This is a genomic window from Tateyamaria sp., assembly GCF_039945315.1.
GTDB lineage: Bacteria > Pseudomonadota > Alphaproteobacteria > Rhodobacterales > Rhodobacteraceae > Tateyamaria.
In genome coordinates this window covers 209,194-234,183 of record NZ_JBDUXB010000052.1, presented here as the reverse complement: position 1 = coordinate 234,183, position 24,990 = coordinate 209,194, and the positions used below count along the sequence as shown (strand labels likewise).

The following is a 24,990-nucleotide window of genomic DNA, read 5'->3' as shown; positions in this document are numbered from 1 at the left end:
GCGCTATTGATCGCCGCCATCACCAATGTCGTGTGCCTGGCGCACCTTTGATCTGCCCCGTCAGATTCGGCGTGACCCAGCCCCCATAAAAATCGCCCGGCTGCGGCAAAACCTGAACCGCTCCAACGAAACAAGCGTCCATCCGACCCGCATAAATCGCCAAATGATTCTTGAGAGCCGCGAAACGAGCCGATGGATTTGGGTAACTCCAAGCGGCGGCCTCGGCCACCATCCCACCAGCCGTCAGTGTCCAGTAGGTCGCCCGCCCCTTCCATTCGCAAAACGAGGTGCCCGCAACGGGGCTTAGGTCAGCTGTGACATCCGAGTGGGGCAAATAGTAGCTGGGCGCGTGATGCGTTTCGAGGACACGCAAAGCTGCTGTCGTATCGGCAATCACCTCCCCGCCAAACATAACGCGCACGCGCTGCGTGACCGGCTCCAGTGCCGGGGGCCGGGGATAGGACTGCACATTTTCGACGATCAATTCCATGCGGGACAGGTAATCCGTCCGTCGCGCATGGCGAGGCCATCATAACCGAATATTAACCAAGATGCGGCCAAGTCAGGTTTGATTAACCATTTGGAACGCACAACGATGCGCCTGACCCTGCTGATTGTCATTTTATGCGTTCCGTTGCCCGCCAGCTCCGGGGCATGGATGCGCGATGCGGGAACAACATTTCTGTCCTTTAGTACAACGACGGATGAGCTCGGAGAAATGGGCGGCTCATTGTACCTCACACACGGGCTGCGACCCAAACTGACCATTGGGGTAAAGATTGACGTAGATATTCTCAACCAGCGCACAGGAGGTGACACAGGTTTTGTGTTCGCACGCAAACCCCTCCCAACTGGCGAACGTTCATTCAAACTGGCCTACGAGATCGGTGTTGGCAGCACATTGGGTCCAGACAGTTCTTCGCTACTACATGCAGGGCTCAGCTACGGCCGCGGCTTTATGCTTGGGGACAAATCGGGCTGGGTAGCTTTGGACAGTGCTACAGAATGGGAAGTGGCGGACAGTGTAACCACTTACAAACTCGACAGCACCATAGGATTGAGCCTGTCAACGCGATTCCAGGTGATGATGCAGGTATTCTTGAGCGAGACAGGTGGCGACCTCTCAACCACTATCGCCCCTTCGGTGATCTGGCGGCCCCAAAAGGATGGGCCAACCCGATATCAATTCGGCTTGGAAAACGAAGATGGCACCTTCGCCTTCAAGCTGGGGCTATGGCGCACGTTTTAGGGGCCGGGCAGGCCAACTGATCTGCCCGGCGGTCAATATCAATCCTTGTCCATACGGACAGTTGCACGAATCTGGCCACGGACTTCAGACGCAAATTCCAAGGTGAACTCATCCTCGTCGGCCCCAATCCGACCCTTTCCAACCGGATTTTCAAACACGCGGGCATTGGAGGTATTGCGGATGTCTCCGAACAGCGCCACGGAATCCACAAACTGGCAGTAGCTTTCGAACGGCAACTTCTTGTTCGTGCCAATCGTCCAGATCTTGGCATTGGTGTTCTGGTCGTGTGCGACAACCAGCGGGTTGGACGCCTGTTCCTCAACGTTGTGGTAGGAGTTACCTCCAAAATACACAGACCGGTTCCGATCGTAGGCGAGATCGGCAAAGCTTGTATCTACCCGCTCGGCACGGGTCATGGTCCCATTGATGGACCGGAACCGGTTGCCGGTCACAGACACGCCGTTCAGGAAATGGCCACTACCATGCGGCTTGACCACCAGATAGCTGAACCAGTCCGCAACATCGCTGGCCAGAAAGACGTTGTCAGTCAGGCTGAAGGAACTGAACGAAAAGCCGGTTGAAAACTGCGGGGTGGGGTCACGCTCGTTCGTCCACTCGACGAAACAGTTGTCGATGTAGTTGCCGCTGATCACACTGGCAGTAAAGTTGTCCTAAAGCACAATGCCCGCTGTGCGCACACCACCCGCGATCCCATCGCCCTGAAAAAAGTGGTTGCCCATGATCAAATGGTTCTGACCGGCCATGCACAAGAAGTGGCGGAACTGGGTGGCACGGCAGTCGCGCACCTTAGCGTCATTGGAATTCACATTCAGCGCGATTGAAGTACGGTCTTCAACGGTTTCGCTTTCCTCGGCAGAGAGGAACTGGCACCGGTCAATCAGAATGCCCTGACATCCGCCACCAATCGAAGTAAGGCCACGATCCTTCGGGCGACTGATAAAGCATTCCTGCAATTCAAATGTCGAGCCAGCTGGGGCTAGCAGGATCCCACTGGTCTTGTTGTTACACTGGAACTCGATGTTGGACAGGTTGAACTTGGACAGTTTGGAAAAACCACTCAGATCAATCAGATATTTGAAGCGGCTGAACGTGTAGGTCTGCGTCCCAACCGCATCAAAGAGCGGGGCGTTGAGTGTGATTTCCTGCGCCGGAACATTCACTTCGCGCACATAGATCTCGCGGCCAACGCCAACACCCTCAACATAAGAGCCGACTTCGATGTTTGCGGCATTGGTCACATTGGTCAGGGTACGTGCGTCGGAAGTGGAATAGGTCGCCTGGCTGGTTGTGACCGTCGTGTCCCAGTTTCCATCTCCAACAGCTTCGATCTGACCATTTCGGATCACGCGTCGCGTGTTGTACTGATCGCGGTTCGGCACGGCCGCCTGCATGTCAATGGGGCCGTCCACCTGCACCCGACGTCCACACATATCCAGACTGTCGTGATCCGAGCTGTTCAGCAGAGCCTGAAAGGCCTTGCGAAAGGCGAGCCCCTCATCCCCGAATGCCTCGATGTAGGTCGGCAGGTCGTAGTTTTTGCGCAAGAGCAGCATCTTGTCGACGGGCATGCTCAACGTGCCCTCGAACTTCACCAGATGATCAAAGGCAACGTCTTTTTCCAACCGGAACGTCCCGGCAGGCACCAAAATGGTGCGCCCGTCAGCAACCGCATTGGCCGCGTCAAAGGCGTCACTGTCATCCGTGACCCCATCGCCCACAGCACCAAAATCGCGCACGTCCACGGTGGATACGATGTCGCGCAGGAAGACCGAGGTGGTGTCTTCAATTTCGATATCGTCGATGCGCACGATGCCGCCATTGGCACCCGTCAGGTCGAGCCCAAAATGTCCATAAACCGGCTCCGGGCCCCAGACCAGATCGACGCCACCGCGATTTCCTGCACCGATGATCGCCGACACTTCGACGACATCACCATAAGCGGTCAGTGTTGTACTGCTCCCACTAGTGCTGACGCCGCTCACCTCGGACCCATCTCCGCGTGCAGCATAGCCTGCGATACGCACGTCCGGAAGGTTGCCACTGATTGCCTTGATGCGGGCGGTGACCCGCAGATAGCAGCCGGAAAACAGGGGTATCTGCCCCATGTAGCGGACGCGCGTCGTGCTATCGGTTTTCTGCAACTCCAGACAACCACCAAAGTCCTGATCAGCCACAACAAGGGCCGCATTGACTGCATTCAGGTATGTATCAGATCCCGGCGTCCCGTCCCCGCTTGACCAAACATCCAAACCATCCGCAAAGGCCGGCGGCATCAGCAGCACGCCATCAGTGATCGCCTTGTTCATCCATACATCCCTTTTTGCAGGGGCCGGGACTCCGGCCTGTTCGGGACGGGGAAGTATCAATGGATGGTTAACGCGCTGTGGGACGAGCGCGCGGTGTCAAAAGCAGGCCGGCAACGCTCACGGCGATCCTGCCTGCCAGTTTGGCGCAAGCATGCTCGCCCTCGACTTCGGCAATAGCCCTCTAGGGTAACTTCAAATGCGCAAAGTGCGGCGTTTGACAGGCATTAAACCGTCAAATGCCGCGCCCGTGCACCACGCTCAATCGCGGCCGCGTGCAGGCGGTCAATGTTCAGCTCATACCGCATCTCTTCCAGAAGACGCAGTTCAGTTTCTTCAAGCGTTCCGTCTGCCGCTGCAACATCGCAGGCCAACGCATAGGCTGTCTCATACAGGCGCTCCGGCAACGCTTCACGCACCAACCCAAACAGAGCATCCAGCCCGTCTTCCTGTTCGAACAGGTCAAACACGGTTTGCGCCACGCCATTCATGCGGTCCAGATCGTAGGACGCAAAGATCGGCAAGTGGTTTACCGCCGCATTGATCTTGACCAATTCAGCGGTGCGGATGTCCTCATCCGAGGCCGAAATTGCGATCATCATCGCCACAAGAGCATCCTGCGGCGTCAGGCTCAGCTGTTCGGTCTCAGACATGGGTATTCCTTTCCACTCATACTCCCCCTCAATATTGACGCCTGCCCCCCCTCGCAATAGGTAGCGGCGGAATGATGCTGTCCGTGGGGCGCGTCACATTGGCCCCCGCATCGGGCGGGTGGTCATAAATTTAGGACAGTATCTTATGTCGAGTTTGCGTGACAGTGCGATGACGAGCAAAGCATGGCCGTTTGAAGAAGCGCGCAAAGTGCTCAAACGCTATCAGAAAGCACCACCTGAAAAAGGCTATGTTCTGTTCGAAACCGGCTATGGTCCGTCCGGCCTACCGCACATCGGCACTTTTGGCGAAGTGCTGCGTACAACGATGGTGCGCCGCGCATTTGAGATGATCTCGGACATCCCTACCAAGCTGATCTGCTTTTCGGACGATCTGGATGGACTACGCAAAGTGCCCGGCAACGTGCCAAATCCAGAGCGCCTTGAGCAGCATTTGCAGCGTCCGCTGACGGACGTGCCAGACCCATTCGGCACGCATGAAAGCTTTGGCCACCATAACAACGCCATGCTGCGGCGGTTTCTCGACACCTTCGGATTTGATTACGAATTTGTCTCGGCCCGCGAATTTTATGCGTCGGGACAGTTCGATGAAATTCTGCTGCGTTGTGCAGAGAAATACGATGACCTGATGAAAATCATGCTGAAGTCCCTGCGCGAGGAACGCCAGCAAACCTATTCGATCTTCCTGCCCCTGCATCCCGAAAGCCGCCGGGTGATGTATGTCCCGATGAAACATGTGGATGCAGTGAATGGCACCGTGACGTTCGACGATGAGACGGGTAAGGAATGGACGCTGCCTGTCACTGGTGGCAACGTGAAACTCCAATGGAAGCCAGACTTTGGCGCACGCTGGGCCGCACTTGGCGTCGACTTTGAGATGTATGGCAAAGAACACGCCACCAACGAAAAGATCTATGACGCGATCTGCCGAACACTCGGCGCACGCCCGCCCGAGCATTACAGCTACGAACTTTTCCTCGACGACAAAGGGCAAAAGATTTCGAAGTCGTCCGGCAATGGGATCAGCATCGACGAATGGCTAACCTATGCCAGCACCGAAAGCCTGTCCTACTTCATGTATCAAAAGCCAAAGACGGCCAAGCGCATGTATTTCGACGTGATCCCCAAGGCCGTAGACGAATATCACCAGCAACTGCGCGCCTATGTGGGGCAAGACGAAACACAGCGGCTCAATAACCCGGTCTGGCACATTCACGGGGGAGACGTGCCTGCCAGTGACATGGTGGTGCCGTTCTCGATGCTGCTCAACCTTGCCTCGGTCAGCAGTGCGGAAACCAAGGACACGCTCTGGGGCTTTATCCAGCGCTATGCGCCCAACACAGGCCCCGAAACCAATCCCGGCATGGATCAGGCCGTCGGCTTTGCGGTGCGCTATTACAACGACTTTGTGAAACCCACCAAAACCTATCGCCTACCCACAGCCGCCGAACGCGAAGCGCTCGAGGCACTGCGCGCTGAATTGGCCGCCTATGACGGCGCTATGGACGACGAGGCGCTGCAATCCGTTGTCTACGCAGTGGGACGCGACCGGTTTGACCCGCTGCGCGGATGGTTCACAGCCCTCTACGAAGTCCTGCTTGGCGCCAGCCAGGGACCGCGTTTTGGCGGGTTTATCGCGCTTTACGGATTGGACGAAACGATCGCATTGATCGACCAGGCACTGGCCGGAGAACTCGTCGCTTAAACCCCAAGCCCTTGGCCATTTCGAATCCCGCACTATCATCCTTGCATCAGCAAGGAGATTTGCGATGCACAACTGGATAATCGGGGCGGCCCTGGCCATCAGCATGACTGGCGCCGCTTGGGCCCAAGGCACAGAGATCGAAGGAGTCATCAGCGACCAACTTGACGCGTTCAAGGCGGACAATTTCGCCGAAGCATTCGAATTCGCGTCGCCCAACATCCGCGGTATATTCCGAACGCCCGAGAATTTCGGTCGCATGGTGACCCAAGGCTATCCGATGGTCTGGCGCCCCACCGAAGTGACCTATCTGGAGCTGCGTCAAGAAAACGGAAGCTACTGGCAAAAGGTGCAGATCGTCGACGCCAAAGGTCAGGTGCACGTGCTGGACTACCGGATGCTCGAAACCGAGAACGGTTGGAAAATCAACGGCGTACAGCTTTTGGAAAGCGCGGGCGTCAGCGCCTGACGCTTAGAACCGGGGCGCCCCATAAGACGCGATTGAACGAATACTCCACTCAACAGCGTCCCGCAGAGTATCTCCCAGCGCTTCGTCAAAGGCGATGGCGACATCGCTGGCGTCGTCAGAGTCGGAAAGTGAAACTTCCTCGAACGAACGTGACGCGATGATGCGATCGGAAAACGCATCGATGACCTTTATGTTCAGGCGGACATGAATGTTCAGAGGCGCGTCCGCGTCGACGGCCGGCACAAAGGCTTGAAATTCACGGATGTCCGTCACGATCAAAAAATCAGCGCGCAAACCAATGGCCGAACTGCCAACCGCAGGCACTTTGCCCGAATTCTCAAAACTTTCGATCATCACTGACTGCACGATCAACGGGGCACGGTCCACCCAACGCGCCTCAGGCAGGTACTGCACCCGTAGCGGCGTGGGTTGTACGGCGATCTGGTCAGTATTGACTGACGCCGTCGCCGTCGGCTCCTCAACGGCGATCTGATAGCGCAGCCTTGGCAGGTTCGTATCAAAGGTGCTTTTCGGGGTCAGCACGTACAGTTCACTTGGTACACTTGCAGCCGACAGCCCGGACAGTGCGGCACAGCCCGGCAATACCATCACAAGCATCAGGGCTAACGGCCACGATTTGGAAAACGTCTTCATCGGCTGAACCTTGAATTCTGAGTACCTAACAAAAAGCGGGCCGGATCGCGTTCGATCCGGTTGACCAAACGATCGATATTGCTCACCAGACTGCGCGCGTCATCCGTAAACAATAGCAAGGAGGGCAGACCCAGCCGCACAAAATCGGAGAGTTGGCGTTGGTTGCTACTGATCACCTCTTCCAGTGAAGCGGTGAGGTTTGCAGCGGACGTGGACGCCGCAAGGACCTGCTCAGTGACTGTGTCGAGGCTTGCGGACGTCTTGTTGATCGTAGTGGTAAACGCCGTGGTTGCACCACGTACATCAGCAACGATCCCATCAATATCAGTATCGAGAATGCGATTGGCCACCTCGAAGGTAGAATTGGCAGTCGCCAATGTGGCAGACGCATCTTCCATCGCCGTGTAGATCGCGGCCAGAGTGATATCGGCATTGGCAAAGGTTTTGTCCGCCGTCGCGATCAGTTCAGTGCCATCATCGGCAAAGGTGATGAACCGGTCCGCAACCACCGACGCCTGACTGCCCACCTCGTCAATCACGCGGTTGGCGGTCTGTGTGGTTGTGCGCAAATCGCTGGTGAGGGGGGTCAGTTGTTCGTCAATATAGGTGTTCGCCCGCGCCACAGTGGTGCGTGCGTCCCGAATGGTGTTCTGAGCATCGTCCAAAGCAACAACGGTACTGTCCAGCACCACCGTTCCACGATCTGCAAGGTAGTCTATCCGCCCCGCGATCCGCTGAACCTCAGTCCCCGATTCCGAAATGACCCGGTTGGCCGTCTGTGTCGTTGTGCGTAAATCGTCTGACAAGGGCACAAGGTTCGTGTTCGTGAACTCTGTGATCCCCTCAATGGCCGTATTGGCGGATGCAAAGGTCTGATTGGCCGTGGCCAGCGCTTGGCTCGCATCATCCAGAACGACGCCACCACGCACCGCCAATTCATCAATCCGCCCCGCAATCACGCTCGCTTGCCCGCCAACATCGTCGATCACACGATTGGCGGTCTGGCTGGCTGTGCGCAAATCTTCGGCCAGAGGCACCAGTTGATCCGTTGTCAGATCACCCACGCGGGTCACCGTTTCGTTGGCAATTTCCAAGGTGCCAGTTGCAGTCGTCAGCGTCACGTACGCCGTATCTGCCAGTGCGTCCAAACGGTCCGTGAAAGACGCAATCTCGCGCGCGGCAGACCCCAAATCACCCGACAAGGACTCGAAATCTTCCAGCACCGTATCAATCCGCGCCGAAGCCGATGACAGGTTTGCGAGCAGGGTCGAAACGGCATCCTTGTTTTCGGTGTCAAACACGTCGTTGACGTTTTCCAGCAATTCAATCGCCCGCTCCAAGACCTCCGGTGCTCCCTCGAAAACGGTCTGCAGGGCGGTGCGCTCTGACGGGATTTCGCTGTTGCTAGGCAATGGCGTTGAGGTCTCAGAGCCACCCGACAAGCCAACAAAGCTGACGCCTGTCACCCCTTGGGATTGCAACTTTGCGACGGTTTCAGTGTTCACCGGCGTGTCTGCCGAAATCTCGATCTTGACGCGGACCTGCGAGGAGTCGCCGTCGTCCAACGCCAGATCAACCACCTGCCCCACGGGCAGACCGTTATAACGCACGTCACTGGCCGCGCCCAACCCAGACACATCCTCAAACAGAATGTCGTAATAGGAATACTGGCGATCCACCTGAACTTTGGCCAGCCACAACAAAAGACCCAGCGCACCCACGATACCGGCAAGGGTGAACAGCCCGATCAGAACATAGTTGGCTTTGGTTTCCATGGCCGCAGGCCGCTTCCTTCAGGTTTTCTTTGCTTGGGCCGCACGCGCACGCGGACCGGTGAAATATTCTTGCACCCAAGGGTGGTCGATCTCTGTCATTCCCTCAATCGGCCCTTCAAACAACACGCGCTTTTCCGCCAGTACCGCAATTCTGTCGCAGATCGCATAAAGGGAGTCGAGATCATGGGTCACCATAAACACAGTCAGACCCAGCGACCGCTTAAGTTCGTTGATCAATTCGTCATATGCCGCCGCCCCGATGGGATCGAGGCCAGCTGTCGGTTCATCCAGAAATACGATTTGCGGGTCGAGCGCCAGTGCGCGCGCCAAAGCCGCACGTTTGCGCATACCCCCGGACAATTCTGAAGGCAGTTTGCCACAGGCCAAGGCGGGCAGGCCTGCCATGCTGATCTTGAGTTGCCCCAGCTCTTTCATCAGCGCGGGGCTGAGGTTCAGGTGTTCTCTCATCGGGGCCATGACGTTTTGCAAAACCGTAAGCGATGAAAACAGCGCCCCATCCTGAAAGGCCACGCCCCAGCTTTGTTCGGTCTTCAGACGGTCTTCGCGATTGCCATGCAGCACGTCTGTGCCCAGCACATTGATCGACCCGGCCGCAGGCGTGTTCAGCCCGACAATGGTGCGCAGCAAAACCGATTTGCCAGTGCCCGATCCACCGACAACGCCAAGCACCTCACCCTTCCAGACATCAAGGTCCAGATTTTCGTGCACGACCTGCGGCCCAAATTGGGTCCTCAGACCCCGCACAGTGATCACCGCCTCACGGTCGTTTCGGGTGGCCGGGCTGTCGCTCACAATCCCAACTCCGCGAAAAAGATCGAAAATACAGCGTCGGCCACAATGACAAGGAAAATGGCCTGCACCACAGAGGTCGTCGTCCGCCGTCCCACGCTTTCGGCAGAGCCTTTAACCTGCAACGCCTGCCAGCACGCCACGATCCCGATGATAGCTGCAAAGAACGGTGCCTTGATCATGCCGATGGCCAGATGCCAGACGTCTGTGTTCTCCTGCAAACGAGTCACGAACATGCTGGGACTGACGCCCAGTTCAATCCAACTCATCAACGCACCACCGAACAGACCCGAGATGTTGGCGATGAAACCCAGTATCGGCAACATGATGATCAGCGCGATCACCCGGGGCAGCACCAGCACTTCGATGGGATCAAGGCCAAGGGTGCGCATGGCATCCAGTTCTTCGCGCACCTTCATCGACCCGATAGAGGCGGTAAAGGCCGAGCCCGACCGCCCTGCAACGATGATAGAGGTGAGCAGAATGCCAAGCTCGCGCAGGATCGAGATGGCGATCAGATCGACGACAAACACCTCTGCCCCGAACTGACGCAATTGCGACGCCCCCTGAAAGGACAGAACAACCCCAATCAGAAAACTCATCAAAACCACGATCGGAATGGCGTTGAACCCGACCTCCTGCATCTGGCTGACAAGGGCCGCGCTACGCCAACGCCATGGGCGCACCAGCCCATAGGCAAACCGGGACAACACCTCGCCAACAAAGCTCAGCAAAGACACAACCGCATCACCCGCACCCGCCATCGCCGCGCCAATACTGGCCAGCCACGGGACAAACCCGCGGGGCGGGTCTTCGCCACCCTCTTGGTCGGGCAATGCTGTGCGCACAGTGTCCACCAAAGCCTTACGGTTGGTCGATGCGTCGATGATCTCAACCGTGACGCCCTCGGCCTCAAGACGCATCATCAAGGTGGCAATCAACCACGCGCCACTGGTGTCCAGCGCTTCGACCGTGTCCAGATCGATTTGCAGATGCTTCGCGCTGGTCGTCAGGTCGTGAAACTTTGGTGCTATCGGCTCAAGATGTGCGATCACCAAACGCCCCGCCACGCGCAGGACGGGTGCGGCCTGTGACTGATCGAACTCGAGCGTCGGGGTGGTCATAAAGATGAAATCCAGCAGCAGGATCAGGGGCCGCCATGGGCAGACCCACCCTTGATAGCCCAAGCATTTCCCGATGGCTACGCCCCTCAACACAGAGGCCCGATCTTGGCATATGTGTCCCGGTCAACACGCTCACGCAGGCGCACTCAAACGTGCAATCGAATCCATTGACCGATTGGCAGAACACCCCCTATATGCCTCTCAGTCGCTAAGGCTGACATGGGAGAGCGCAGGCCAGATGCCTGCCGCCGAAGGAGCAACGCCCCGACAAACTCTCAGGCACAAGGAACCGTGCCAGCCGCGTCCCAACTTTGGGGCAATCGACGATCTGGAGAGTGGTTGGGTGCAGACGCCCCCAGCCCACCGACGGAGAAAGCGCCAGAAGACCGGCGTGAAACTCTCAGGTTACGCAACAGATGGGGACGTGATCCGGCATTCCGCCGGGGGCGTCCTTTGTCAACTGCGTCGCATCTGGGGGACCCCCACCATGACCCATATCGCCGTGATCGGCGCCGGCATCACCGGTATCACCACCGCCTACGCATTGGCCCGCCGCGGCTATGCAGTGTCCGTGTTCGACAAAAACCGCTACGCGGCGATGGAAACGTCCTTTGCCAATGGTGGGCAGCTTTCAGCCTCTAACGCTGAAGTCTGGACACGCTGGGGCACTGTGATGAAGGGGATGAAATGGATGTTCAATCCCGACGCACCGCTGCTGGTGAACCCAAAACCCAGCTGGCACAAACTGTCGTGGATGGCGGAATTCATGGGCAACATCCCTGATTACGAGGCCAACACAATCGCCACAGCCCAAATGGCCATTGCCGCACGCGAACACCTGCTCGATTTCGCGAGCGAAGTCGGCATGGACTTTGACATGGAACAGCGCGGCATCCTACACGTCTACAAAAAGCAATCCGAATTCGATCACGCCCGCCGGGTCAACGTCCTGCTGGAAAAGGCGGGGCTGGAAAGGCGCGAGGTGTCGGCAGAAGAGGTTCAAAAACTCGAACCCACGCTTCAGACCGAAACGCTGGGCGGGTTCTACACCGAAAGCGATTTCACAGGCGACATCCACAGCTTTTCCCGCAAACTCAGCGCGGCCTGTGAAAACATGGGCGTGACCTTCCACTACAAATCCGTCGTCAGCGAAATCCACCACACCGGCACCGACGTCCGGCTGGACTGGAAAGAAGGCAATGCCAAAAACAGCGAAGTCTTTGATGGCATCGTTGTGTGCGCAGGGGTCGCTAGCAAGACCATCGCTGAACAGCTTGGCGACCGGGTCAACATCTACCCGGTCAAAGGGTATTCCATCACCGTCAACCTTGATGATGCCGCCAGCCAGGAAGCAGCACCTTGGGTCAGCCTGCTGGATGATGAGGCCAAAGTGGTCACCTCGCGCCTTGGCAAGAACCGGTTGCGCATTGCGGGCACGGCGGAATTCAACGGCTACAACCTCGACATCCGCGATGACCGCATCAAACCTCTGCGCGACTGGTGCGAGATGTTCTTCCCAGCCGTCTCGACGGAGCACTGCGTGCCGTGGGCAGGTCTGCGGCCTATGTTGCCCTCTATGATGCCCAAAGTTGGACCGGGTAAAAAGCCGGGCGTGTTCTACAATACAGGGCACGGGCATCTGGGTTGGACACTGTCAGCCGCAACCGCGCAAGGGGTGGCAGACAGCATCGACGCAACGCGGATGAAAAACGCAGCCTAAAGCAGCCACAGGCGGATCAGTCTCCGCCTTGTTCAGGTTCCATACAGCAGCCCCCACCGGTCAATCAGCTTTTGCTGCATGACCTTGGCGCGCCCATTCCAACTGCGCGCGCCTTGGGGGGACTCGCGGTTGGCCTTGGAAATGCGCGAGCGGGTGGCCTCGTCTGCCGCAAAGATGGCAAAGGCCATAACCCGCCCATCCTTGGCAGTCATGTAGCCGGCAAGGCCGGATACATAGTTCAGCGTACCCGTTTTGGCATCCACCGTGATGGGGTGGTTCTTGAGGATACGACGCTTGTTGTCCCGCATCGGAATCGGTTTCAGGATCGGGCGCAACACAGCGTTGCCATGCGCCTTGACCAGCGCCTGCACCATGTCATCCGCCGTCATATTGCTTTTGCCACCAAGGCCCGAATGATCGACAAGCTTCATGGCAGAGGTGCCAAGGACGCTATTGGCCCAGCGGTTCATTTCCGAGGCGGACGCTCTAAGGCTGCCCGGAACCCGTCCCGTACGTTTGACCGTCGCAGACATGCCAACCATTTCCGCCGTGATGTTGGTGGAATAGCGCAGCATATCCTTCAGAATTTTGCGCAAATCATCGCTTTGGCGCGACACAAGCACAGTGCCACGCGGGGCCTTCTTCACAACCTTCGGGTTCTTCAGCACGATGCCTTGCGAACGGGCCAGTGTTTGAAACACATCGCCTGCATAAAGCGCAGGCTTGCGCACAGGCAGCCACCGCGCCCCACCGTTGCCCAGCGCGGCTTTGGCGACCGTCCAGTTGTCGCTGCGCCCTCCGTCTTTGTAGGTGTAGACAGGTACGCGACGGTCCACGATCTGCATCTTGGTCACATACACCGCCGGGCGCAGCCGGTCCGAACGCGCATCCATGGTTACTCCATACGCCCCGCCCGACCGCTTCCATTCGAAATGCACGCGGTTGTAGTTCAAGGCCACGCCGCTCACCGCCGGACTGTAGCCTAGGTGATCGGGTTGTTCTGTGTCGATGGTCTTGACGTAGGGCAATGCCCCTTCAGCGACTTTGAATGCACCGCGCACCTCGCGGATACCTTTGTCTTTCAGTGCCGCGACCAGAGCGGCCAACCCGTTGGTGTCGAGCGTCGGATCACCTCCACCCACAAGGATCAGATCGCCGGAAACCACGCCACCCGACACAGACCCGGTCGCGACGACTTGCGTTGTAAACCGATGCGACGGCCCAAGGACGTTCAGCGCATAAAGGGCCGTTACCGCTTTGGCGACGCTGGCAGGGGGCGTGCCCGTTTTGGCGTTGCCGACCTCCAACCGCGCACCGGTACTTGCATCCGCCACCGCGTAACTGACCCGTCCGCCCAGTTTAGCCGCATTGATGATGGCCTCTGGTCCGGGGGCTGATTTCTTGGAATGGCCAGCTGCGCGCGCCACTGGGCGTAAAGATGCTGCGGGCGGGGCCGCAAAGGCCGTCGTGGCTGCACTGCTGGCAAGAAAACTAAGAAAAACGCGTCTGGAAACCGATCTGAGCATGGGCGCATCTAACCTCAGCTTTCTCGGTCAAACAAGCACTCAAACCATCACGTTTTCTCAAGCTTACCCCAGCCGCCGGCCGCCCGGATTGCGCTGGAGGATTGCACTGACATAGGGACGTTCACAAAACACCACGCAGGGGCGTCAGCACGCCCAAGGATCTGGCTTGCACGCCCCGAAATACGGTACTGCGCATAAAGGCGCGCGGCCCGGCTCATCCGCGCAGAAATGCGGTCGCCGGGACGGGCCAGCACACCCACTGGCACGCTTTCCATGATCCATTCCCAGTCTTGCCAGTGGTGCAACTGCGCCAGATTGTCAGCCCCCATCAGCCAAACAAAACGCACGCCCGGATAACAGGCCATCAACGCCGACAGTGTCTGCGCGGTATAGCGCGTGCCAAGACGCGCCTCGATGTCTGTAACGGTGACGCGCGGGTCTTGCATAACGGCGCGGGCGCGGACCAGACGTTGGTTCAGCGGCGCAGGGCCACGCGTTTTCAAAGGGTTGCCGGGGCTCACCAGCCACCACACATGGGATAGGCCAAACCGCTTCATCGCCTCGCGGGTGATGTGCACATGGCCTTCATGGGCCGGATCAAACGACCCACCCAGCAGGCCGATGGTCTGTCCCGGTCGGGCAAGGGGAAAGGCGTGGCGCATCAGGGCGTGGTCCTCGGCTCACAAAGGCTGCGACGCAGGACCGGACAGCAGATGGGCACGTTTGTCAATCAAGAGGGCGCACAAGATCACCGCGCGTGATCATGCCCTCCTGCACGATCTCGGCACACCACCCCCCGTGTCCGCGCACCGCCGCATATCCGCCATGACCAAAGGTCTCTTCCATGCGCGAACAGGGCGCACAAATGGTGGTCAGCCGGACAACCGTCGAACCCAGCACCACCTCACGCCCCTTCAAGGCGGCCAGATTCAAACCCGCAACCACCACATTGCGGCGCATCTGTGCAGGCAACACCGGGTCACGGACCAGAAAGGCACCAATCGCGACCAAATGCTCTGCCTGCATCAAGGTCAACGCGCGCTTGCCGGGACGGCCATGATCCCCCTCAGGCCCTGCACCGGTCACACGCACGGCCTCCACCTCAACCATATCGGCGCGACGCATAGGGCGCAGGCCAATCCACGCAACCCGACCGGGCACCGCATAGCGCGCCATCATCGCATGTAACTCACTCACCGCACCGCTCCCAAACCACCATTGCACCCCGCCCAACGCACCTGTATCTGAACGCCCAAACGCGTCCCCTCTCTCCAAAGGAGCCTGCCATGGCCGCCTATCAATACGTCTACCACATGTCCGGCGTTTCCAAGACCTATCCGGGTGGCAAGAAATGCTTTGAGAACATCCACCTCAACTTCCTACCCGGCGTGAAAATCGGCGTGGTCGGCGTGAACGGCGCGGGTAAATCCACGCTGATGAAAATCATGGCCGGAATGGACAAGGATTTCACCGGCGAAGCATGGGTCGCCGAAGGGGCCAAGGTCGGCTACCTGCCACAGGAACCCAAACTCGACCCCGAACTGTCGGTGCGCGAAAACGTCATGCTTGGGGTCGCGCCGAAAAAGGCGATCCTCGACCGCTACAACGAACTGGCGATGAACTACTCCGACGAAACCGCTGACGAGATGGCCGAACTGCAAGACAAGATCGACGCCGAAAACCTCTGGGATCTGGACAGCCAGATCGACGTCAGCATGGAGGCACTGCGCTGCCCCCCTGATGATGCGGACGTCACGACGCTGTCAGGTGGTGAGGCACGCCGCGTCGCGCTCTGCCGCCTCCTGCTCGAAGCGCCCGAAATGCTGCTGCTGGACGAACCGACCAACCACCTTGATGCGGAAACCATCGCGTGGCTGCAACAGCACCTCATTGATTACAAAGGCACGATCCTGATCGTGACCCACGACCGCTACTTCCTTGACAGCATCACGGGCTGGATCCTTGAACTAGATCGCGGCAAGGGCGTGCCATGGGAAGGCAACTATTCCTCTTGGGTGGAACAAAAGGCCAAACGCCTCGAACAAGAAGCGCGCGAAGACAAATCTCGCCAGAAAACGCTGGAACGCGAACTCAAATGGATGCGTCAGGGGGCCAAGGCCCGTCAGGCGAAATCCAAGGCGCGGATCAACAACTACAACGATATGCTGGAAACGTCCGAGCGCGAGCGTTTGTCCTACGCCCAGATCGTCATCCCCAACGGCCAGCGATTGGGCGGCAAGGTGATCGACGTGGCGGGTCTGTCCAAACACATGGGCGATAAGCTGTTGATGGAAAACCTCGAATTCTCCATCCCCCCCGGTGCGATTGTCGGCGTGATCGGTCCAAACGGCGCGGGTAAATCCACGCTGTTCAAGATGATCACGGGTCAGGAAACGCCTGACGCGGGCAGCGTCGAAATCGGTGACACGGTGCAGATGTCCTATGTGGACCAGTCCCGCGATGATCTGAACGCAGATGACAACGTGTGGGAAGCAATCTCTGGCGGTGCCGAACTGATCGCCCTTGGCGATGCCGAGGTGAACTCGCGCGCGTACTGCTCTTCGTTCAACTTCAAAGGCGGCGATCAACAGAAAAAAGTCGGCCTGCTGTCAGGCGGTGAGCGCAACCGCGTGCACATGGCGCGGCTGTTGAAATCCGGTGGCAACGTCCTGCTGCTCGATGAACCGACGAACGACCTCGACGTCGAAACGCTGCGGGCTTTGGAAGACGCCCTTGTCGACTTCGGCGGCTGCGCGGTGGTGATTTCGCACGACCGCTTCTTCCTCGACCGGATCTGCACGCACATCCTGGCCTTTGAAGGCGATGCACATGTGGAGTGGTTCGAGGGGAACTTTGAGGACTACGAGGAAGACAAGAAGCGCCGGCTGGGGCCAGATGCGCTTGAGCCTAAGCGGTTGAAGCATAAGAAGTTTGCGAGGTGAATTGAGTGGCAGATTTTGAGCCCTTTAATTTTGAATGCCCATATTGTTTTCACAAGCAAGTCGTAACTGAACATCAATTTTACGAGTCTCAAAATCGAATTTACGTAAAAAACGTCGATATGGGATACGTTGGATCGCATGTGGTGGCCGTGGGGTGCTCTAATCCAGACTGTCAAAAGCTCACGCTTGCGTTTCATTTAAAGCAGTACGAGATCACCAACGTAGGCAACATTCGTCCAACGATAGACGACCCTTTGTATAGCAAAAGACTAATGCCAGAAAGCGCGGCCAAACATCAGCCTGATTACATTCCCCCGCCACTGAGAGAAGATTACGAAGAAGCGTGCAAAATTCGAGATCTTAGTCCCAAAGCCTCGGCAACACTCGCACGTAGGTGTCTACAAGGAATGATCCGAGACTTTTGCGGAATATCCAAGGGCCGATTGATTGATGAAATACGGGAACTCAAAAAGCGGGTTGAAGAAGAAAAAGCGCCAAAAGGTGTCTCGGAAGATAGTGTCGAAGCGATTGATGCCGTTCGGAATATCGGCAATATCGGTGCCCACATGGAAAAGGATATCAACCTCATTATTGAGGTGGATTCAAACGAGGCGCAAACTCTCATTGAACTGATCGAGACCCTTTTTGAGGAGTGGTACGTTGCTCGTAAAAAAAGGCATGACAGGTTTGGCAAGATAATGGCCATCGCAGAGGATAAAAAAGAACAAAAACAAGTCGCCCATGACAAGCCGAAGCAAATCGAAGACCCTGATGAAGGTTAAATCACCTCGCTCATGAGGGCGGTCTGGATCCGGGAAATTGCGTGGCATTTCCGCTCCACACCGACAAACCCCACCGGATTGTGACACCTACAATTCAACAGACTCTTGACGCAGCGCGCCATACGGGCATCCTCGTGACACATTACATTCGGAGAGATTATGGACCGCCGCAATTTCCTCAGCCTCAGCGCCGCAGCCGCGCTTGCCCCGACCCTCATTCAAGCGCAGTCAAACATTGCCTTTGACCCCACCCCCCAAGAGGTGCGGATCAAGAAAGACTTTTTGCCAGGCCAGATCCTTGTCCTGCCCCGCAGCTACTACCTCTATTGGGTGACCGAAGAACGCAAAGCGATCCGCTACGGCGTTGGCGTCGGTCGTGCCGGGCTGGAATTCACAGGCAGCGCCACCATCGACGTCAAGAAAGAGTGGCCAACCTGGCGCCCCACCCAGGAAATGATCGAGCGCGATCCGCATCTGTATACCAAGTTCATCGACAACAACTACATTATGCCCGGCGGTGAAGGGAATCCTCTGGGTGCGCGCGCGCTCTACCTGTTCCAGAACGGTGTCGACACATATTTTCGCATCCATGGCACGACCCAGCCCAACACAATCGGAACGTCCGTATCCAACGGCTGCATCCGCATGCTAAACGAACATGTTGCCGATCTTTACAACCGCGTGCCCATCGGCACGGTAGTGACTGTACTCTGAGTAAAGTTTTCTACCGCACCGATTTCGGCGTTTTTGTTAACGGCTTAAAGCCGAACGACGCGTCTGTTTTTGTGTGATTTGGAACGAAATACCCGACTGTCCGCATCACCTTTCGTCGTGCTATACTGCTCAGTATTGAACGATGCTGCGTTTTGGAGAATCCATATGGCCAACGAAAAAATCAAGAAAGCCGTCGAAAAGCTTAAAGGCAAGAAAGCCAAAGTCAAACCGATCAAGACCGAACCCGAAGGCACCAAAGGCGTCAAGCCGCCCGCAGATGTGATTGAAACGATGGAGCAAGTGTTCGGCGCAGACTTCAAAAAGGTGCGTGTACATTCGGGCGGCAACGCGGCTGACATCTGCAAGGACCTTGGCACCAAAGCATTTGCAAAAGGCTCGGATATTTACTTTGCCAAACCGTCAGACGCGAAAAACAAAGATTTTATCGCCCATGAACTGACGCATGTCATCCAGCAGGCGGGCGGCAAAAAGCTCCCCAAAGAGCAAAAGGGTAAGGCACTGGTGTCCAAGTAACGCTGCATAATGTCGTTTGGCCGTTGTGCGGGGGCGTTCCTAAAGCAGGACCCACCACACCAGAAACGGTGGCACAGCGCAGCCAAACGCAATCATGAACAGCTTGGCAGCGTGGCTCGTCTTGGCAAACATACCGTCGCCCAGAGCACCCTCGCCGTATCCCATGACACTGGCCATTACGGCATATCCATTACGCTCGGTCCTGCGGGCGGATGCGTTGATCGACGACATCGCCGCCTGATAGACCGCATCCTGGCGGGCTTGTTCCTCAAGGTCTGGCTGCAGATTTTCCATACGTGTCATGTGGCGCACTCCTTTATCCGGTCAATACATGGAGCGGCCATTTCGAAAATCCAGCGCTTTGTTACGAAAAAGGCCAACCCGAGGGCTGGCCTTTTCTGTTCTTAGGATCGCGGTTACCTTAGTTCAGCGCCGCATCCGTGATCGCGTGTGTCCAAGCCCCTTCGGGCGCCTTGGAAATCACTGGATCAGACCCGCCCGACAGCAGCGATGCCACCGTACGTTCGTAATCCGCCGGATCCAACGCACCGTTGCTGCCTGCTGTCAGCTTGGCAATCTCGCCCATCATCCGTTTTTGGTGCTCTTCGGTCTGTGCACCCGAGGCATCGTTGTCCAGAACGATTTCAGCAGCCTCATCCGGGTTCTCTTCGGCGTATTTCCAGCCCTTCATCGAGGCGCGCACAAAGCGGACCATCTTGTCCTGAAAGGCAGGGTCGGCAAGGTTCTCTTCAAGCGCATAAAGGCCGTCTTCGAGCGTCGCGACACCCTGATCCTCATACTTGAACACCTGCAATTCCTCAGGCGTCAGACCCGCGTCAATGATCTGCCAGTATTCGTTGTAGGTCATGGTGGACACACAGGCCGCCTGCCCTTGCAGGATCGGATCCACGTTGAATCCCTGTTTCAGCACGGTGACTCCGCCGTCTGATCCGTCAGTCGCGATACCCAGCTGGCTCATCCACGACAAGAACGGGAATTCGTTGCCAAAGAACCAGACACCCAGCGTCTTGCCCGGGAAATCGTCCGTGCTGCTGACACCTGCGTCCTTGCGGCACGTCAGCATCATGCCTGACGATTTGAAAGGTTGCGCGATATTGACCATCGCCAGTCCCTTTTCGCGCGCAGCCAGAGCCGCAGGCATCCATTCCACGGTGACGTCTGCGCCACCACCAGCAAGCACTTGGGTCGGCGCAATGTCAGGGCCACCCGGTTTGATGGTCACGTTCAGATCTTCTTCTCCGTAGAAGCCTTTATCGAGGGCGACGTAGTAACCCGCGAATTGGGCCTGCGTGACCCACTTCAGCTGCAAGGTAACGTCATCTGCGGCTTGGGCCGCAAAGGCGCTCAGGCTGATTGCCGCGCTGGCGGCAAAGGTTGTGATCGTTCTCATGTGGTACTCCTTCGTTGGTTTTGGTTTGTGGTTCGGACCTTCATGACCGGGCCCGTTGAGATGGATGCCAGAATGTCACAGCACGCTCGATGAGCGCAACGCCCCCATAGGCGGCCGATCCTACAATGGCGGCGACGACAATTTCGGCCCAGACAAGGTCAAGCGCAAGCTGCCCGACAGATGTCGAGATACGAAAGCCCATGCCTCGGATGGGTGAGCCGAAAAATTCAGCAACAATGGCACCGATCAACGCCAGCGTGGTGGCGATTTTCAGACCGTTGAAAATGAAGGGCATGGCCAGCGGCAGGCGCAGTTTGATCAAGGTGGTCAGAGGGGGCGCAGCATATGTCTTCATCAAATCCCGCTGCATCTGGTTGCTGGCTTGCAACCCCTCGACCGTGTTTACGAGCATCGGAAAGAACACCATGACGACGACCACGGCGGCTTTCGACTGCCAGTCAAACCCAAACCACATCACCAGGATCGGGGCCATGCCGACAATTGGCAAGGCCGCCACGAAATTGCCCACTGGCAACAAACCCCGACGCAAAAACGAAAACCGATCAATAAAGATCGCGGTCAGCACCGCGGCACCACACCCGATGATGTACCCGCTCAGTGCGCCTTTGATCACCGTTTGCACAAAGTCTTCCCACAGGATGTCTGTCGAAGCGGCAAAGCGCACAGCAATCGCAGATGGCGCGGGCAACAAAACGGCCGAGATGTCAAAGCCGCGTACGACCCCTTCCCAAATCGCAATCAGGGTCAGGCCAAAGACAACGGGCATCGCAAGCCGGATAACCGGCGTGGCAGGCTGGCGCGACATCCAGACGTTCGCCATCCATCCCAGAACCCACGCAAGAAATGCGAAAACGATCCACCCCATCAGGCCATCCCCATCCGGTTCAGTGTCACGCGCTGGATCACCCCGATAATTGCCACAAGCACAGCAGCGAGGGCCGCCGCCATGATAAGGGCCGACCAAATCTGGATCGTTTGCCCGTAATAACTGCCTGCCAGCAGGCGCGCGCCCAGCCCCGCAACGGCCCCCGTCGGCAACTCACCCACGATCGCGCCCACAAGGCTCGCCGCGACACCAACTTTCAACGAGGCAAAGAGATAGGGCATCGAGGCTGGCAGACGCAACCGCCAGAACGTCTGGGACGCGCTCGCATTCCAAGTACGCATCTGGTCCAGCTGCATGACCTCCGGGCTACGCAATCCCTTTACCATCCCCACGACCACCGGGAAAAAGGACAAATACATCGAAATCATCGCCTTGGGCAGCAGGCCCGATATGCCCACCGCGTTCAGCACAACGATGATCATCGGTGCGAGGGCCAGAATGGGGATCGTCTGGCTTGTGATGACCCAGGGCATCACAGATCGATCCATGACAGTGTTGTAAACGATGCCCACAGCCAACAGGATGCCGAGCCCAGTCCCAAGGGCAAAGCCGAGCAAGGTCGCGCTCAGCGTCACCCATGAATGCCAGATCAAGGACCGTTTCGAGGTGATCTTTTTCTCAACCGTGGTTTCCCAGATTTCGACCGCCACCTGATGCGGGGCCGGCAGCTTGGGCTTGTCCTGCGCCCATGTGTCCGCAACCAGCTCGGACGCGCTTAATTCCACACCCGCACGCTCTGCCTTGTCATAGGCCCATGGCGCATTGAGCCAGATGGCCGCCAGATACCAAAAAGCAAAGATCGCCGCGACGATAGTCAATACAGGCAGAACACTGCGCATCAGGGGCACACCCCCCGCTTCTTTGATTTAAGAAAATCCCACCCCATTGCCCGACAGGTGTCTTTGCCGCCTAAAGGGGAGAGCCGATCAAACATCGCCGTGCCCCGCTCTCAACCCTTCCCGGACCCGGTGCGCCACCTCCAGGAACTCAGGACTTTCCCGAATATCCAGCGGACGTTCACGCGGCAAAGGACTGTCAATCACATCCGTAATGCGCCCCGGGCGCGGCGACATGACAACAATCTTCGTCGACAGATACACCGCCTCCGGGATCGAGTGCGTTACAAAGGCGATCGTCTTTCCGGTCCGGTCCCACAGCTGCAAAAGCTGTTCATTGAGGTGGTCACGCACAATCTCGTCCAGTGCTCCAAAGGGTTCATCCATCAACAGGATATCCGCATCAAAGGCGAGTGCCCGCGCGATCGAAGCGCGCTGCTGCATTCCGCCAGAGAGTTGCCAGGGAAACTTCTTCTCAAACCCGGCAAGCTCGACCAGTTCCAAAACGCGGGTCACACGCTCGGCCTGATCCGCTTTGGAATAGCCCATGATCTCAAGCGGCAACGATATGTTCTTGCCAATGGTGCGCCACGGATAAAGCCCGGCGGCCTGAAACACATAGCCATAGGCACGCGCCTCACGTGCTGCCTCGGGGCTGACCCCGTTGACTGTGATCGTCCCGCCCGTAGGTTGCTCCAGATCGGCCATGACACGCAAAAAAGTCGTCTTTCCACAGCCAGACGGCCCGATGAAACTCACGAAATCGCCCTTCTCAATGTCCAGAGACACGTCCTTGAGGGCGTGGACAGGGCCATCATTAGTTTCGAATGTTAGGTCGAGGTTTTGTGCAGAGATGACAGTTGAGCTCACGAAGCGTCTCCATCTCGACAAAAGAATAGTGCGATGACACCCGAAACCATGGCGGCCCACGCTCCAAGAGTCGTCGAAAACTGCAAATTGATGGGTTCATTGACCAATGCGACGTACGGCTGCTGCCAGCTAAAATCGAGGTGGCAAGCAAGAACGACTCCCACAAATGCCGCGACGCTGGACCCGATAACAAATGCAATAGCGGCAGGCAGTCGCGTTTCGCAAACCCGATAGACTACGGCCATCTTTACGGCCGAGACGATCACGGCTGGCAGCAAGATGCTAAACAGCAATGGCAGGCCAAATACGAACACCAGACCCAACGCACCCGAGGCTTCCAGCCCGCCAATCAACACAGGAAACGTTACGAACGTGACTACGAGAGACAGAATGAAGACGACTCCAAAACGGTCGCTCAGGTTTTGTCGCCGCAACTGTTCAGCGGTTGGACGTCGAAACATCAAATCCCCGCTGGGATGTTCAACGGATCGCGCTCGATCATCTTGGGCGCGGTCAGAGCCTTCCACGTGCTCAACGCCTTGGATGCCGAAGAGAACGCCGGGCGTGGCACGAACTTGCCGCGTCCGGGTGCGGGTTGCGAATTCTGGCCCCACGCCCAGATCACTTCACCCCGTGACAGGGTGTAGCGGGACTGCGCGGTCACCTCAAAACCCTCGAAGACATTGTAATCCAGCACCGAATGGTGGTTCGTAGGCGAGATCGTCTTGGTGATCTTCGGATCCCACACCACGATGTCCGCATCCGCACCCTCAACAATAGCACCCTTTTTTGGATAGATGTTCAGGATCTTGGCCACGTTGCTGGACGTCGCCGCGACGAACTCATTCGGGGTCAACCGCCCGGTCTCCACCCCTTCGGTCCACAAAACGGCAAGACGTTCTTCCAGACCGTTCGATCCGTTCGGAATGATGCGGAAATCGTCACGACCTGCACGCTTTTGATCGGTGTTGAAGGCCGCGTGATCCGTGGCCACCACCTGTAACGATCCCGCCTGCAGACCCGCCCAAAGCGAATCCTGATGGTCTTTGGAACGGAACGGCGGCGACATCACACGGCGCGCGGCATGATCCCAGTCCTTGTTGAAATACTCTGACTCATCCAGCGTCAAGAACTGGATCAAAGGTTCGCCATACACCCGCATCCCCTTCTGGCGTGCCCGGCGGATCGCCTCATGGGCCTGCTCACAAGACACGTGCACAATATAAAGCGGCACACCAGCTGCATCTGCGATGGTGATGGCACGGTTCGCCGCCTCGCCTTCGACCTCGGGGGGCCGGGAATAGGCATGGCCCTCAGGCCCAGTGATCCCTTCGTTGAAGTATTTTTCCTGCAAAGCAGCAACCAGATCGCCGTTCTCCGCATGCACCATCGGCAAGGCACCCAACTCGGCGCACCGCTGGAACGAGGCGAACATCTCGTCATCCTCGACCATCAGCGCACCCTTGTAGGCCATGAAATGCTTGAAGGAATTGACGCCCATATCGACGGCGTCCTTCATCTCGTTGAACACGTTCTCGTTCCAGCCAGTGATAGCCATGTGGTAACCCACGTCAGAACAAATCTGCGGTGCGGACTTGCGGTGCCACTCGTTGATCGCGTTCTTGATCGATCCGTCCGCGCCCGGCAGACAGAAATCCACAACCATGGTGGTGCCACCAACAGCCGCCGCCCAGGTACCGGACTCAAAGGTTTCGGCCGCGGTGGTACCCATAAAAGGCATCTCAAGATGGGTATGCGGATCGATCCCGCCGGGGATGACGTAGGCCCCTTCGGCGTCGATATACTCGTCGCCCACGAGGTCCTCACCAATCTGCTTGATCACTTCACCTTCGATCAGCACATCAGCCTTCCATGTGCGGTCCGCCGTACAGACCATACCACCTTTGATTACCTTGCTCATGTCATCTCTCCTCTGTCAGCCAGTTTCTACTGACGAAAAATACCAAGGG

At 57.5% G+C, this 24,990-nt stretch carries 24 protein-coding genes, 1 pseudogene and 2 riboswitches; of the genes and pseudogenes, 8 read left to right on the top strand and 17 right to left on the bottom strand.

Features of this window, described 5'->3' with window-relative positions; all coding sequences use genetic code 11:
- Positions 1-19: 19 nt before the first annotated feature.
- Complete coding sequence (locus ABJD00_RS17220; RefSeq protein ID WP_413832906.1) at positions 20-490, bottom strand: DUF427 domain-containing protein; 471 nt, start codon at positions 488-490, stop codon at positions 20-22.
- Between the two features lie 105 nt (positions 491-595).
- Between ABJD00_RS17220 and ABJD00_RS17215 the strand changes: the two genes are divergently transcribed.
- The gene (locus tag ABJD00_RS17215; protein ID WP_413832904.1) at positions 596-1,249 is read left to right on the top strand and encodes a hypothetical protein; all 654 of its coding nucleotides are present in this window, start codon (positions 596-598) and stop codon (positions 1,247-1,249) included.
- A 38-nt stretch (positions 1,250-1,287) separates the two neighbouring features.
- On the opposite strand, the pseudogene ABJD00_RS17210 reads toward ABJD00_RS17215, so the two are convergent.
- Together ABJD00_RS17210 and ABJD00_RS17205 are read right to left on the bottom strand one after the other, a co-directional pair.
- Positions 1,288-3,576 (bottom strand): annotated as a pseudogene (locus tag ABJD00_RS17210) (glycosyl hydrolase family 28-related protein).
- A gap of 224 nt (positions 3,577-3,800) precedes the next feature.
- The gene (locus ABJD00_RS17205) at positions 3,801-4,226 is read right to left on the bottom strand and encodes a tellurite resistance TerB family protein (protein ID WP_413832902.1); all 426 of its coding nucleotides are present in this window, start codon (positions 4,224-4,226) and stop codon (positions 3,801-3,803) included.
- A gap of 145 nt (positions 4,227-4,371) precedes the next feature.
- Here ABJD00_RS17205 and ABJD00_RS17200 point away from each other — a divergent pair, with 145 nt between their 5' ends.
- Positions 4,372-5,949, top strand: a complete 1,578-nt coding sequence (locus ABJD00_RS17200) for a lysine--tRNA ligase (protein ID WP_413832900.1) — start codon at positions 4,372-4,374, stop codon at positions 5,947-5,949.
- Between the two features lie 64 nt (positions 5,950-6,013).
- Positions 6,014-6,415 (top strand): DUF4864 domain-containing protein, encoded by a 402-nt coding sequence (locus ABJD00_RS17195; RefSeq protein ID WP_413832898.1) that lies wholly within the window; start codon positions 6,014-6,016, stop codon positions 6,413-6,415.
- 3 nt (positions 6,416-6,418) lie between these two features.
- Here ABJD00_RS17195 and ABJD00_RS17190 read toward each other — a convergent pair whose 3' ends face one another.
- From ABJD00_RS17190 to ABJD00_RS17175, 4 genes are read right to left on the bottom strand one after another with little or no spacing between them, the layout of a single operon-like run.
- Positions 6,419-7,069, bottom strand: coding sequence for an ABC-type transport auxiliary lipoprotein family protein (locus ABJD00_RS17190; RefSeq protein ID WP_413832896.1), 651 nt, complete (start codon positions 7,067-7,069; stop codon positions 6,419-6,421).
- Positions 7,066-8,844 (bottom strand): MlaD family protein, encoded by a 1,779-nt coding sequence (locus ABJD00_RS17185; protein WP_413832894.1) that lies wholly within the window; start codon positions 8,842-8,844, stop codon positions 7,066-7,068. Before ABJD00_RS17185 ends, ABJD00_RS17190 begins: the two co-directional genes overlap by 4 nt.
- Before the next feature lie 18 nt (positions 8,845-8,862).
- Positions 8,863-9,657: an ABC transporter ATP-binding protein gene (locus ABJD00_RS17180; protein ID WP_199913686.1), complete on the bottom strand. Its 795-nt coding sequence runs from the start codon at positions 9,655-9,657 to the stop codon at positions 8,863-8,865.
- Positions 9,654-10,778, bottom strand: coding sequence for an ABC transporter permease (locus ABJD00_RS17175; RefSeq protein ID WP_413832996.1), 1,125 nt, complete (start codon positions 10,776-10,778; stop codon positions 9,654-9,656). Before ABJD00_RS17175 ends, ABJD00_RS17180 begins: the two co-directional genes overlap by 4 nt.
- 210 nt (positions 10,779-10,988) lie before the next feature.
- A riboswitch (glycine riboswitch) is annotated at positions 10,989-11,080 on the top strand.
- A gap of 16 nt (positions 11,081-11,096) precedes the next feature.
- Positions 11,097-11,204: riboswitch (glycine riboswitch) on the top strand.
- A gap of 61 nt (positions 11,205-11,265) precedes the next feature.
- Between ABJD00_RS17175 and ABJD00_RS17170 the strand changes: the two genes are divergently transcribed.
- Positions 11,266-12,498, top strand: coding sequence for a D-amino acid dehydrogenase (locus ABJD00_RS17170; RefSeq protein WP_413832892.1), 1,233 nt, complete (start codon positions 11,266-11,268; stop codon positions 12,496-12,498).
- 32 nt (positions 12,499-12,530) lie between these two features.
- On the opposite strand, the gene dacB is transcribed toward ABJD00_RS17170, so the two are convergent.
- From dacB to ABJD00_RS17155, 3 genes are all read right to left on the bottom strand, one after another.
- Positions 12,531-14,024, bottom strand: a complete 1,494-nt coding sequence (gene dacB / locus ABJD00_RS17165; RefSeq protein ID WP_413832890.1) for a D-alanyl-D-alanine carboxypeptidase/D-alanyl-D-alanine-endopeptidase — start codon at positions 14,022-14,024, stop codon at positions 12,531-12,533.
- Positions 14,025-14,071: 47 nt separating this feature from the next.
- Complete coding sequence (locus ABJD00_RS17160; RefSeq protein WP_413832888.1) at positions 14,072-14,686, bottom strand: nicotinate-nucleotide adenylyltransferase; 615 nt, start codon at positions 14,684-14,686, stop codon at positions 14,072-14,074.
- A gap of 64 nt (positions 14,687-14,750) precedes the next feature.
- Complete coding sequence (locus ABJD00_RS17155; protein WP_413832886.1) at positions 14,751-15,221, bottom strand: MOSC domain-containing protein; 471 nt, start codon at positions 15,219-15,221, stop codon at positions 14,751-14,753.
- A gap of 89 nt (positions 15,222-15,310) precedes the next feature.
- Between ABJD00_RS17155 and ettA the strand changes: the two genes are divergently transcribed.
- The 4 genes from ettA (at position 15,311) to ABJD00_RS17135 (ending at position 18,996) form a co-directional block, all read left to right on the top strand.
- Positions 15,311-16,966, top strand: a complete 1,656-nt coding sequence (gene ettA, locus ABJD00_RS17150; RefSeq protein WP_108838119.1) for an energy-dependent translational throttle protein EttA — start codon at positions 15,311-15,313, stop codon at positions 16,964-16,966.
- Between the two features lie 5 nt (positions 16,967-16,971).
- Entirely contained in the window at positions 16,972-17,748 is a 777-nt protein-coding gene (locus ABJD00_RS17145; protein WP_413832884.1) for a DUF4145 domain-containing protein, read from the top strand.
- A gap of 156 nt (positions 17,749-17,904) precedes the next feature.
- Positions 17,905-18,462 (top strand): L,D-transpeptidase, encoded by a 558-nt coding sequence (locus ABJD00_RS17140; protein ID WP_108838206.1) that lies wholly within the window; start codon positions 17,905-17,907, stop codon positions 18,460-18,462.
- 165 nt (positions 18,463-18,627) lie between these two features.
- Positions 18,628-18,996: a DUF4157 domain-containing protein gene (locus tag ABJD00_RS17135; RefSeq protein ID WP_413832882.1), complete on the top strand. Its 369-nt coding sequence runs from the start codon at positions 18,628-18,630 to the stop codon at positions 18,994-18,996.
- A 39-nt stretch (positions 18,997-19,035) separates the two neighbouring features.
- Here the strand turns inward: ABJD00_RS17135 and ABJD00_RS17130 are convergent, their stop codons facing one another.
- The 7 genes from ABJD00_RS17130 to hydA form a co-directional block, all read right to left on the bottom strand.
- Complete coding sequence (locus tag ABJD00_RS17130; RefSeq protein WP_413832880.1) at positions 19,036-19,299, bottom strand: hypothetical protein; 264 nt, start codon at positions 19,297-19,299, stop codon at positions 19,036-19,038.
- A 118-nt stretch (positions 19,300-19,417) separates the two neighbouring features.
- Positions 19,418-20,407 carry an ABC transporter substrate-binding protein gene (locus tag ABJD00_RS17125; protein ID WP_413832878.1) on the bottom strand — a complete coding sequence of 330 codons (990 nt, stop codon included), beginning with the start codon at positions 20,405-20,407 and terminating at the stop codon, positions 19,418-19,420.
- A gap of 40 nt (positions 20,408-20,447) precedes the next feature.
- Positions 20,448-21,248: an ABC transporter permease gene (locus ABJD00_RS17120; RefSeq protein ID WP_413832993.1), complete on the bottom strand. Its 801-nt coding sequence runs from the start codon at positions 21,246-21,248 to the stop codon at positions 20,448-20,450.
- 44 nt (positions 21,249-21,292) lie between these two features.
- Entirely contained in the window at positions 21,293-22,153 is an 861-nt protein-coding gene (locus ABJD00_RS17115; RefSeq protein ID WP_413832876.1) for an ABC transporter permease, read from the bottom strand.
- An 87-nt stretch (positions 22,154-22,240) separates the two neighbouring features.
- Complete coding sequence (locus tag ABJD00_RS17110) at positions 22,241-23,020, bottom strand: ABC transporter ATP-binding protein (protein ID WP_413832874.1); 780 nt, start codon at positions 23,018-23,020, stop codon at positions 22,241-22,243.
- The gene (locus ABJD00_RS17105; protein ID WP_413832872.1) at positions 23,017-23,481 is read right to left on the bottom strand and encodes a hypothetical protein; all 465 of its coding nucleotides are present in this window, start codon (positions 23,479-23,481) and stop codon (positions 23,017-23,019) included. Before ABJD00_RS17105 ends, ABJD00_RS17110 begins: the two co-directional genes overlap by 4 nt.
- Positions 23,481-24,941 carry a dihydropyrimidinase gene (hydA, locus tag ABJD00_RS17100; RefSeq protein WP_413832870.1) on the bottom strand — a complete coding sequence of 487 codons (1,461 nt, stop codon included), beginning with the start codon at positions 24,939-24,941 and terminating at the stop codon, positions 23,481-23,483. Before hydA ends, ABJD00_RS17105 begins: the two co-directional genes overlap by 1 nt.
- Between the last annotated feature and the right edge of the window lie 49 nt (positions 24,942-24,990).

Excerpts from the sequence above, each read along its gene's own strand:
- ABJD00_RS17220 (WP_413832906.1), bottom strand. The coding sequence starts at position 490 with ATGGAATTGATCGTCGAAAATGTGCAGTCCTATCCCCGGCCCCCGGCA.
- ABJD00_RS17215 (WP_413832904.1), top strand. The coding sequence starts at position 596 with ATGCGCCTGACCCTGCTGATTGTCATTTTATGCGTTCCGTTGCCCGCC.
- ABJD00_RS17205 (WP_413832902.1), bottom strand. The coding sequence starts at position 4,226 with ATGTCTGAGACCGAACAGCTGAGCCTGACGCCGCAGGATGCTCTTGTG.
- ABJD00_RS17200 (WP_413832900.1), top strand. The coding sequence starts at position 4,372 with ATGTCGAGTTTGCGTGACAGTGCGATGACGAGCAAAGCATGGCCGTTT.
- ABJD00_RS17195 (WP_413832898.1), top strand. The coding sequence starts at position 6,014 with ATGCACAACTGGATAATCGGGGCGGCCCTGGCCATCAGCATGACTGGC.
- ABJD00_RS17190 (WP_413832896.1), bottom strand. The coding sequence starts at position 7,069 with ATGAAGACGTTTTCCAAATCGTGGCCGTTAGCCCTGATGCTTGTGATG.
- ABJD00_RS17185 (WP_413832894.1), bottom strand. The coding sequence starts at position 8,844 with ATGGAAACCAAAGCCAACTATGTTCTGATCGGGCTGTTCACCCTTGCC.
- ABJD00_RS17175 (WP_413832996.1), bottom strand. The coding sequence starts at position 10,778 with ATGACCACCCCGACGCTCGAGTTCGATCAGTCACAGGCCGCACCCGTC.
- ABJD00_RS17170 (WP_413832892.1), top strand. The coding sequence starts at position 11,266 with ATGACCCATATCGCCGTGATCGGCGCCGGCATCACCGGTATCACCACC.
- dacB (WP_413832890.1), bottom strand. The coding sequence starts at position 14,024 with ATGCTCAGATCGGTTTCCAGACGCGTTTTTCTTAGTTTTCTTGCCAGC.
- ABJD00_RS17160 (WP_413832888.1), bottom strand. The coding sequence starts at position 14,686 with ATGCGCCACGCCTTTCCCCTTGCCCGACCGGGACAGACCATCGGCCTG.
- ettA (WP_108838119.1), top strand. The coding sequence starts at position 15,311 with ATGGCCGCCTATCAATACGTCTACCACATGTCCGGCGTTTCCAAGACC.
- ABJD00_RS17135 (WP_413832882.1), top strand. The coding sequence starts at position 18,628 with ATGGCCAACGAAAAAATCAAGAAAGCCGTCGAAAAGCTTAAAGGCAAG.
- ABJD00_RS17130 (WP_413832880.1), bottom strand. The coding sequence starts at position 19,299 with ATGACACGTATGGAAAATCTGCAGCCAGACCTTGAGGAACAAGCCCGC.
- ABJD00_RS17125 (WP_413832878.1), bottom strand. The coding sequence starts at position 20,407 with ATGAGAACGATCACAACCTTTGCCGCCAGCGCGGCAATCAGCCTGAGC.
- ABJD00_RS17120 (WP_413832993.1), bottom strand. The coding sequence starts at position 21,248 with ATGGCGAACGTCTGGATGTCGCGCCAGCCTGCCACGCCGGTTATCCGG.
- ABJD00_RS17115 (WP_413832876.1), bottom strand. The coding sequence starts at position 22,153 with ATGCGCAGTGTTCTGCCTGTATTGACTATCGTCGCGGCGATCTTTGCT.
- ABJD00_RS17105 (WP_413832872.1), bottom strand. The coding sequence starts at position 23,481 with ATGTTTCGACGTCCAACCGCTGAACAGTTGCGGCGACAAAACCTGAGC.
- hydA (WP_413832870.1), bottom strand. The coding sequence starts at position 24,941 with ATGAGCAAGGTAATCAAAGGTGGTATGGTCTGTACGGCGGACCGCACA.